This is a genomic window from Brachybacterium sp. HMSC06H03 (assembly GCF_001807385.1).
Taxonomy (GTDB): domain Bacteria; phylum Actinomycetota; class Actinomycetes; order Actinomycetales; family Dermabacteraceae; genus Brachybacterium; species Brachybacterium conglomeratum.
The window spans coordinates 1-9,252 of record NZ_KV788764.1; the positions used below are offsets into that span (position 1 = coordinate 1).

Consider the following 9,252-nt stretch of genomic DNA (forward strand, 5'->3'; position numbering starts at 1 on the left):
CGCGGCCCAGCCGGCGGCGCCTCCCCGTCGGCGACGGGGCCGCACCACCGCACCGATCCTAGCGGTCCGACGGCACCGGGCGGGGACGCCGCCCGCCGACGCGCCCGCCCCGGAGGGGATCTGCCGCGCACCGGATCAGCCTCCGCCCGGGAGACCCCGCCCACCTCAAGTGGGACGGCGCAGGCCGGTTTGGGAGACTGGGCCCGTGCCTGCAGACCGCTTCGACCGCGCGACCCCGCCCGTCGCCCCCACCTCCCCCGGCCTCGTCGTCGACGAGCAGGGACGGGGCACCTTCGCCGTCGCCGCCCCCCGCGCCCGAGCGGTGGACCTGTGCCTCCGCCAGGGCGCCGCCGAGCACCGCCAGAGGCTTCGCCACTACGACGGGGGCCTGCACTGGGACCACGTCACCGGCATGACCCCCGGCACCCGCTACGGGCTGCGGGTCGACGGCCCGTGGGATCCCGGCAGCGGGATGCTCGCCAATCCGCGCAAGCTGCTGCTGGATCCCTGGGCGCGCGGCGTCTCCCACTCCTCCCCTCTGCTGAGCGCCTTCTTCCCCTTCGAGGTCGACGCGATGCTGGACCGCCGGGACGAGGTCCCCCAGCGCAGCGAGGTCGACAGCGGCGACTCCGCCGTGTGGTCCGTGGTGGTCGACGACGCCTTCGACTGGCAGGACGACCTGCGGCCGATGGTCGACTGGGGCGCGACCGTGCTCTACGAGCTGCACGTCAAGGGCTTCACCCGGCTGCACCCGGAGCTGCCTCCGGAGCAGCGCGGCACCTATGCCGGGCTCGGCCACCCCGCCGTCACCGGCTACCTGCGGGACCTGGGCGTGACCAGCATCGAGCTGCTCCCGATCCACGCCGCGATGGACGAGCCGCACCTGACCCGGCTGGGGCTGACGAACTACTGGGGCTACTCGACCATGTCGTACTTCGCCCCCGAGCCCTCCCTCGCCACCGCCGCCGCCCAGCAGGCCGGCGCCCAGGCGGTGCTCGAGGAGGTCAAGACCATGGTGCGCCGCCTGCACGAGGCCGGCTTCGAGGTGATCCTCGACGTGGTCTACAACCACACCGCCGAGGGCGGCGGCGACGGCCCCTCCCTCTCGCTGCGCGGCCTGGACAACCTCGAGTACTACTGGACCGACCACGGCGTCCCCCAGGACGTCACCGGCACCGGCGGCACTCTCGGCCCCCGCTCCGTGCACACGATGGACCTGGTCCTCGCCTCCCTGCGCTACTGGGTGCAGGAGGTGCACGTGGACGGGTTCCGCTTCGACCTCGCCACCACGCTCGGCCGCGACGACCGCGGCTTCCGCGCCGACCACCCGCTGCTGCGCGCGATCGTCACCGACCCCGTGCTGCGGGACGTCAAGCTCATCGCCGAGCCGTGGGACGTGGGCACCGGCGGCTGGCAGACGGGGAACTTCCCGGCCCCCTTCGCCGAGTGGAACGACGCCTTCCGCGACGACGTGCGCGCCTTCTGGCTGGCCGACCGCGCCGCACGCGAGCGCACCGGGGAGCCGGGGATCGGCGGGGTCCGCGACCTCGCCACGCGCCTGGCCGGCTCCTCGGACATGTTCACCCGCCAGGACCCGCCGGGCCTGCCCGAGGGGCGCAGCCTGCGCGCCCCCTGGGCCTCGATCAACTACGTCACCGCGCACGACGGCTTCACCCTGCGCGACCTCACCGCCTACGAGTCCAAGCACAACGAGGCCAACGGCGAGGACAACCGCGACGGCACCTCGGACAACCGCTCCTTCCACCACGGGCACGAGGGCGAGCTCCCGCCCGGCGACCCGCGCCGCGAGGAGATCGAGGCCGCCCGCCGGCGCACCGCCCGCAGCGTGCTGGCCACGCTGCTGCTGGCGTCGGGCACCCCGATGCTCACCGCGGGCGACGAGCGGGGCCGCACCCAGCGCGGCAACAACAACGCCTACTGTCAGGACAATGAGATCTCCTGGGTCGACTGGCGCCGCACCGCGGCGGCGGAGAGGCTGCGCGCGACCGTGGTGCGCCTGCTGCAGCTGCGCGGCGAGCACCCCCAGCTGCGGGCCCCGCACTTCCTGCGCCCGGCGGACCCGGAGCAGCTCGACGCCGGACAGATCGCCTGGTTCGACGAGACCGGGGCGCCGATGGCGCACGAGGAGTGGATGGACCCCGCCCGCCACGTGCTGGTCATGCTGCGCCCGGCGGTCCACGGCCGCGAGGGCGCCGAGCACCTGCTGGTGATCCTCTCCGGCGCCGCGGAGGCGACCGAGGTGCGCCTGCCGGAGGCCCCCTGGCCGCAGGGCGCGGCGAAGGTGCTGCTGGACACGGCGCTGGAGTCCCCCGAGGACCTGCCGCCCGGACCGGTCGGTGACCGCACGGTCACCGTCGCGCCCGGCGGCGTCGTGGTGCTCGGCATCGCTCCCTGAGTCACGCCGCCCCTCCCCGAGCGGCTATCGTGAGGTCAGTCACCGCGATCGTCGCAGAGCCCCCTGTGACCAGGGAGCGCTCAGGCAGGAGAGGCCATGTCCGAGACCACTTTCCGCACGGGGCTGGACGCCGGGATCGGCCGCATCCCGATCATGGACGTGCAGCCCGTCGTCGACGGCGGGAGGTTCCCCGCCCGATGCGTCGAGGGCGAGACCGTCGCGGTGCGCGCCAACGCCTTCCGCGAGGGCCATGACGCGATGGGCGTGCAGCTGGTGCTGATCTCCCCCACCGGGGTCGAGACCCGTCGGCCGCTGCGCTCGACGAACCCGGGACTGGACCTGTGGGAGGCCACCATCCGGCCCGACGAGCTGGGCACCTGGACCTTCCGCATCGAGGCCTTCTCCGCCCCGTACGACACCTGGGCCCATGTGGCCGAGGTGAAGATCCCCGCCGGCGTCGACACGGAGCTGACCTGCGACGAGGGCGTGCTCGTGCTCGAGCGGGTGCTCGCCGAGATCGCCGAGGGCACGCGACCGGCCTCCGACGGGCCGGTGGTCTCCGCCGCGCTCGAGTCGCTGCGCTCCCCCGGCCTGCCGGTCACCGCCCGGATCGCCCCGGCGCTCGCCGCCGACCTGCGCGGCATCCTCGCCGAGCGGCCGCTGCGCGAGGGCGTCACCGTCGCCGGCCCCTTCCGCCTCGAGGTGCAGCGCCGCCGCGCCCTGTACGGCTCCTGGTACGAGTTCTTCCCCCGCTCCGAGGGTGCGCACTTCGACCCCGAGCACGGCTGGACCTCCGGCACGCTGCGCTCCGCCGCCCGCTCCCTGGACCGGATCGCGCAGATGGGCTTCGACGTCGCCTACCTGACCCCGATCCACCCCATCGGCACCACCTTCCGCAAGGGGCGCAACAACACCCTGGAGACGCGGCCGGGCGATCCCGGCTCGCCCTACGCGATCGGCTCGCCCGCGGGCGGCCACGACGCGATCCACCCCGACCTCGGCACGATCGAGGACTTCGACGCCTTCGTCTCCCGGGCGAAGGAGCTCGGCCTCGAGGTCGCGATGGACATCGCCCTGCAGTGCTCCCCCGACCACCCGTGGGTGCAGGAGCACCCCGAGTGGTTCGTGGTGCGGGCGGACGGCACCATCGCCTACGCCGAGAACCCGCCGAAGAAGTACCAGGACATCTACCCCCTCAGCTTCGACACGGACTACGAGGGGCTCTACGCCGCGATCCGCGACGTGCTCGAGCACTGGGTCGCCCACGGCGTGACCCTCTTCCGCGTCGACAACCCGCACACCAAGCCGGTGCGCTTCTGGGAGGAGCTGCTGGCGGAGTTCGCGGAGAAGCACCCCGAGGTGATCTTCCTGGCCGAGGCGTTCACCCGGCCGACGATGATGCACACCCTGGGCAAGGTCGGGTACCACCAGTCCTACACCTACTTCACCTGGCGCGAGAGCGCCGAGGAGCTGCAGGAGTACCTCGAGGAGCTGGTCGAGGCGGCGCCCTACATGCGTCCGAGCTTCTGGCCCACCACCCACGACATCCTCACCCCGTACATGAGCTCCGGCGGGCGGCGCGCCTTCGTGCTGCGCGCGATCCTCGCCGCCACGCTCGTGCCGACCTGGGGGATCTACTCCGGCTACGAGCTGGTCGAGGACGTCCCCCGGCCCGGCGCGCAGGAGCAGATCGACAACGAGAAGTACGAGTACAAGCCCCGCGACTACGCCGGCGCGCTCGCCCGCGGCGAGAGCCTCGAGCCGCTGCTGGGCACCCTGAACCGGATCCGTCGCGAGCACCCCGCGCTGCAGACCCTCACCACCATCCGCTTCCACGAGGCCGACGACCCGCAGGTGCTGGTCTTCTCCAAGCACCTCGACGCCGACGCGAGCGGCACGGGCCGCCCCGACACGGTGCTGGTCGTCTCTCTGACCGCCCACGACCGCGACGCCTCCACCCGCCTGCACCTCGAGCTCGACTCGCTCGGCGTCGAGGGGTGCTTCGAGGTCGAGGACCTGCTCACCGGCGAGCGGTTCCGCTGGGACCGGGAGCCCTTCGTCATCCTGAGCGCCGCCGACCGGCCCGCCCACGTGCTGCGCATCGTCCACCCCGAGGAGAGCTGACATGTCCCACACCACGGAGAGCACCGACCGTCCCGTCCCGGTGATGCCGCTGGGCGAGCACGAGCTCGGCGCGACGGCGACCGGCAGCCACCACGAGCCCCATGCGGTCCTCGGCGCCCACGAGTACGAGGGCGGAGTCACGGTGCGCACCCTCAAGCCCTTCGCGAGCGAGGTCGCGGTGCTCCTTCCCGACGGCTCCGCCCACGCGATGGAGCACGAGCACGACGGGATCTGGACCGTCGCCCTGCCGCTCGCGGAGGTCCCCTCCTACCGGATCCGGGTCACCTGGTCCGCCGGGGAGAACTGGGTCGACCTCGAGGAGCCCTACCGCTTCCTGCCCACGATCGGCGAGCTCGACCTGCACCTGATCCGCGAGGGCCGCCACGAGGAGCTGTGGCGGGCGCTCGGCGCGCACGTGCGCACCGTGGACGGGGTGGAGGGCACCTCCTTCGCCGTCTGGGCGCCGAATGCCCGGGCCGTCCAGGTGATCGGCTCCTTCACCAGCTGGGACGGTCGACTGCACTCGATGCGCTCGCTGGGCACCTCCGGCGTCTGGGAGCTGTTCGTGCCCGGGGTCGGGGCCGGCGAGGTCTACAAGTTCCGGATCCTCGGGGCCGACGGCACCTGGCGCGAGAAGGCCGACCCGATGGCGCGCGCGGCCGAGGTGCCGCCCGCGACCGGCTCCGTGATCACCGTCAGCGACTTCGAGTGGACCGACGACCACTGGCTCGCCGAGCGCGCCTCGACCGAGGCGGTCTCCTCCCGCATGTCGATCTACGAGGTGCACCTGGCCAGCTGGCGGCCGGGCCTGGGCTACCGGGAGCTGGCCGAGGAGCTCACCGCGTACGTCGCCGAGATGGGCTTCACCCACGTCGAGTTCATGCCGGTCGCCGAGCACCCCTTCGGCGGGTCGTGGGGCTACCAGGTCACCGGCTACTACGCGCCCACTTCCCGGCTCGGCTCCCCCGACGAGCTGCGCCACCTCATCGACACCCTCCACGGCGCCGGCATCGGGGTGATCATGGACTGGGTGCCGGCCCACTTCCCCAAGGACGAGTGGGCGCTGGGCCGCTTCGACGGCACCCCGCTGTACGAGCACGCCGACCCCCGCCGCGGCGAGCACCCGGACTGGGGCACGTACATCTTCGACACCGGCCGCCACGAGGTGCGCAACTTCCTGGTCGCCAACGCCTGCTACTGGCTCGAGGAGTTCCACGTCGACGGGCTGCGGGTCGACGCGGTCGCCTCGATGCTCTATCTCGACTACTCGCGCGAGGACGGCCAGTGGGTGCCCAACCGCCACGGCGGCCGCGAGGACCTCGAGAACATCGCCTTCCTGCAGGAGACCACCGCGACCGCGTACAAGCGCGCGCCCGGCATCGTGATGATCGCCGAGGAGTCCACGTCCTTCCCGGGCGTCACCCGCCCCACCGATACCGGCGGCCTCGGCTTCGGGTTCAAGTGGAACATGGGCTGGATGCACGACACCCTGCAGTACCTGGGCCAGGACCCGATCAACCGCCAGTACCACCACGGCGAGCTGACCTTCTCGATGGTCTACCAGTACTCGGAGAACTTCATCCTGCCGCTGAGCCACGACGAGGTCGTGCACGGCAAGGGCTCGCTGCTGCGCAAGGCGCCGGGCGACGACTGGCAGCAGGCCGCGACGCTGCGCTCCTATCTGACCTTCCAGTGGACCCATCCGGGCAAGCAGCTGGTGTTCATGGGTATCGAGTTCGCCCAGGGCACCGAGTGGTCCGAGCAGGCCGGGCTGCCGTGGTGGCTGCTGGAGTACCCGCTGCACCGCGGGGCGCAGCAGCTCGTGCGGGACCTCAACGCCGTCCAGGCCGAGTTCCCGGCGCTCTACCAGCGGGACCAGGACCCGGGCGGCTTCGAGTGGCTGATCGGCGACGACGCGCAGCACAACGTGCTCTCCTTCGTCCGACGCGACGAGGCGGGCGATCCCGTGGCCGTGGTCGTGAACTTCTCGCCCGAGCCGTGGCACGAGCACCGCATCCCGCTGCCCGAGGGCGGGGACTGGCTCGAGGTGCTGAACTCCGACGCCCCTGTCTACGGCGGCAGCGGGGTCGGGAACCTGGGACGGGTCCACGCCGAGCCGCTCCCCCAGCACGGGCGCGACCACTCGGTGCGCCTCTCGGTGCCGCCGCTCGGCGCCGTGGTCCTCGCCCCCGCCCGACTGCGCGAGGGCTGAGCGCGAGGGGCGCGGCCCGCCGCCAGGGCTGCCGCAACGTCATGAGCCGCTGTGCTCCAGGAGTGGAGCACAGCGGCTCATGACGTGCAGCGCGGGGCGGCGCCCGGCGCGGCTCAGTACAGGAGGTTCGCGAGGCGCTTGCGGGCCGGGGCCACGCGGGGGTCATCGGCCCCGGCGACCTCGAACAGCTCCAGCAGGCGCGTGCGCACCGCGTCCTTGGTCTCCTGGTCCGCGCCGCGCAGCTGGTCCAGCAGGCGGGTGAAGGCATCCTCGACGTGGCCGCCGAGCATGTCGAGATCCGCCACCAGCAGCTGGGCCTCGAGATCGGCGGGGGCGTCGGCCGCGGCCTGACGGGCGGAGGCGAGATCCGCGCCCTGGGTGCGGCGCATCAGTTCGACGGTGGCGAGGCCGGCCTTCGCCTCGCCGTCGGCGGGGCTCTCCTGGAGCTGCTTGCGATAGGCGGCGACGGCGGCATCGAGATCGCCCCGCTCGATCGCCTCGTAGGCCTCGGCCAGCAGCGGCGGCAGCGGCTCCTCGGGAGCGGCGGCCTGCTCGGCCTCGCCGCCCGGCAGCTCCATCCCCTGCTGACGGGCGACGTCGACGACCTGGTTCAGCAGGCCGTCGATCTCCGCCTCGGGCAGCACGGAGTCGACGATCGGCTGCAGCTGGCCCTGCAGCAGGAGCAGCAGCGTGGGCAGCTGCTGGACCCGCAGCGCGGCGGCGACCCGCTGCTGGGTGTCGGCGTCGACGACGGCCAGGCGCAGCGCGCCGCCCTTCGCGTCGACGCCGCGGCGCAGTGCGGCGAGATAGGTCGGGCCCTCGGGGACCCGGCCGCTGGTGACCAGCAGGAGGGTCGGGACCTGCTGCGAGTCGGCGATGAGCTGCTCGAGGCCCTGCTCGGTGACGGCGACCTCGTGCGCGGAGGGCTCCCCCGCGTCGGTCGCCCCGGCGCCGCCGGCAGGCTGCTTGAGCGCGGCGAGATCGATGATGCCGTACGGATCGGACACTTAGGTACTCCTTCGACGGGTGCGTGACCGCACCAGTCTAGGGAGTGGCCGCCGAGAGCGGACCCGGGGCCGGCGGGACCGGACGCGGATCACGGCCCCGCGGCACGGCCCCGCGGCCGCACGTTCTCGCGGGCGTCACCGCCGGCGGGTCACTCCCCGCTGGCGGCGAGCGCGGTCTGGGTCGCGCCGATCGGCTGGACCTGGCCCCCGGCGTCGGCCGAGGGGATGTAGAGCGCCACGTGGGTGCCGAACTCGCGCACGTACTGCTTGGTGAACTCGCGCGTGCCGATCACCTTCGTGTACTTGTTGTCCTCCGCGTAGCGCATGGTCGCGCCGTCCTTGATCGCGACCTTGCGCGAGGACATCAGCGTCGCCATCACGATCGCGCCGCCGTCCTCGGTGCGCAGGCCCGCGAGCTCGCCGTCCCGCACGGAATAGGTCTCGCGGATGGTGCCGGCCTCGTCCCACTCCACGCCCTTGTTCAGCTCCTTGCGCTCGGCCTGGATGCGCTCGTGCGTGCCGGTCTGGAACGGGTTCGCGGCGAGCTTGTCGTCGGGGTCCGCGGCGTCGCCGTCGGTGAGCACCTTCGCGTAGAGCTCGAGCGCCTGCGCCGGGGTCATGACCAGGCCCTCGGCGTCGGCGGTGAGCGCCTCGGAGCCGACCACGGCGTTGGGGACGGTGGGCATGTCCACGCCGACCGCCTGCTGGGCCCAGCCCCAGGCGGTGTAGCCGGACTTCGCGTCCTTCTGCTGCATCGCCAGGAAGTACGGCACGCCGTCCTGCACGGAGTCCTCGACCAGCGCGATCACGACGCGCGGGAACTCGGCGCTGACCGAGCTCATGGGCACGATCGTCCCGGCGCCGGGGACCTTGAGGTCCTCGGCCCACTCGGGGGCCTTCTCGATCAGGCCGTAGACGGCCTTGCGGAACTCCGCGGCGGAGCCGGAGACGCGCGGGGCGAGCTTCGCGGCGTCCTTCGCCTCGTCTGCCGCGACCACGGCGGCGTTGACCTCGGGCACGATCTCCTCGATCTGCTCGGTGGTCTGCACGGGCGTGGGCTCGGCGAGCTGCTTGCCGGTGGGCGGCGCGGGCGGTGCGGAGGGCTCGGAGCCGCAGGCGGCGAGCAGTCCGGTGGCGAGCACGCCACCGGCTCCGAGCAGGAGGCCACGGCGGCCGACGGATCGAGTGCTCATCACGGTGTCCTTCCGCGCGGTGCCGCGCAGCGTCTGGGGGGTCATCGTCGCTCCTGGTCCGCGTCGTCGCCGGAGGGGTCCGCGCCCGGGGAGCCGCCGTCGGGGGAGCTGCCGTCGGCGCCGGTCCCCGCGTCGTCGGCCCGGTCGCCGAAGGACCACACGCTCTGCTCACCGACCTCGCGGGCGCCGGGGGCGTCCAGGGGGTCCTCGGCGCGCGGGGCGTCGGCGCCGTCGGCGTCGGTATCGGCGCCGTCCCGGCCCTCGGAGAGACCGCCCGCCGCGGCCCCGGCTGCGGCGCCG

General features: G+C 73.2%; 5 protein-coding genes and 1 pseudogene. 3 read left to right on the plus strand and 3 right to left on the minus strand.

What is annotated here, in order from left to right; genetic code table 11:
- The first annotated feature begins 205 nt into the window (after positions 1-205).
- From glgX to glgB, 3 genes are all read left to right on the plus strand, one after another.
- Positions 206-2,416: a glycogen debranching protein GlgX gene (glgX, locus tag HMPREF3159_RS07555; RefSeq protein ID WP_070500481.1), complete on the plus strand. Its 2,211-nt coding sequence runs from the start codon at positions 206-208 to the stop codon at positions 2,414-2,416.
- A 96-nt stretch (positions 2,417-2,512) separates the two neighbouring features.
- On the plus strand, positions 2,513-4,540 hold the full coding sequence (locus HMPREF3159_RS07560) for a maltotransferase domain-containing protein (protein ID WP_070500482.1): 2,028 nt from the start codon (positions 2,513-2,515) through the stop codon (positions 4,538-4,540).
- A 1-nt stretch (position 4,541) separates the two neighbouring features.
- The gene (gene glgB / locus HMPREF3159_RS07565) at positions 4,542-6,752 is read left to right on the plus strand and encodes a 1,4-alpha-glucan branching protein GlgB (RefSeq protein WP_070500483.1); all 2,211 of its coding nucleotides are present in this window, start codon (positions 4,542-4,544) and stop codon (positions 6,750-6,752) included.
- Between the two features lie 113 nt (positions 6,753-6,865).
- On the opposite strand, the gene HMPREF3159_RS07570 is transcribed toward glgB, so the two are convergent.
- From HMPREF3159_RS07570 to HMPREF3159_RS07580, 3 genes and pseudogenes are all read right to left on the minus strand, one after another.
- Entirely contained in the window at positions 6,866-7,759 is an 894-nt protein-coding gene (locus tag HMPREF3159_RS07570; protein WP_070500484.1) for a co-chaperone YbbN, read from the minus strand.
- 149 nt (positions 7,760-7,908) lie between these two features.
- Positions 7,909-8,997 (minus strand): hypothetical protein, encoded by a 1,089-nt coding sequence (locus HMPREF3159_RS07575; protein WP_070500485.1) that lies wholly within the window; start codon positions 8,995-8,997, stop codon positions 7,909-7,911.
- A pseudogene (locus HMPREF3159_RS07580) lies at positions 8,994-9,252 on the minus strand (hypothetical protein); the annotation flags it as partial. The gene HMPREF3159_RS07575 and the pseudogene HMPREF3159_RS07580, both read right to left, overlap by 4 nt.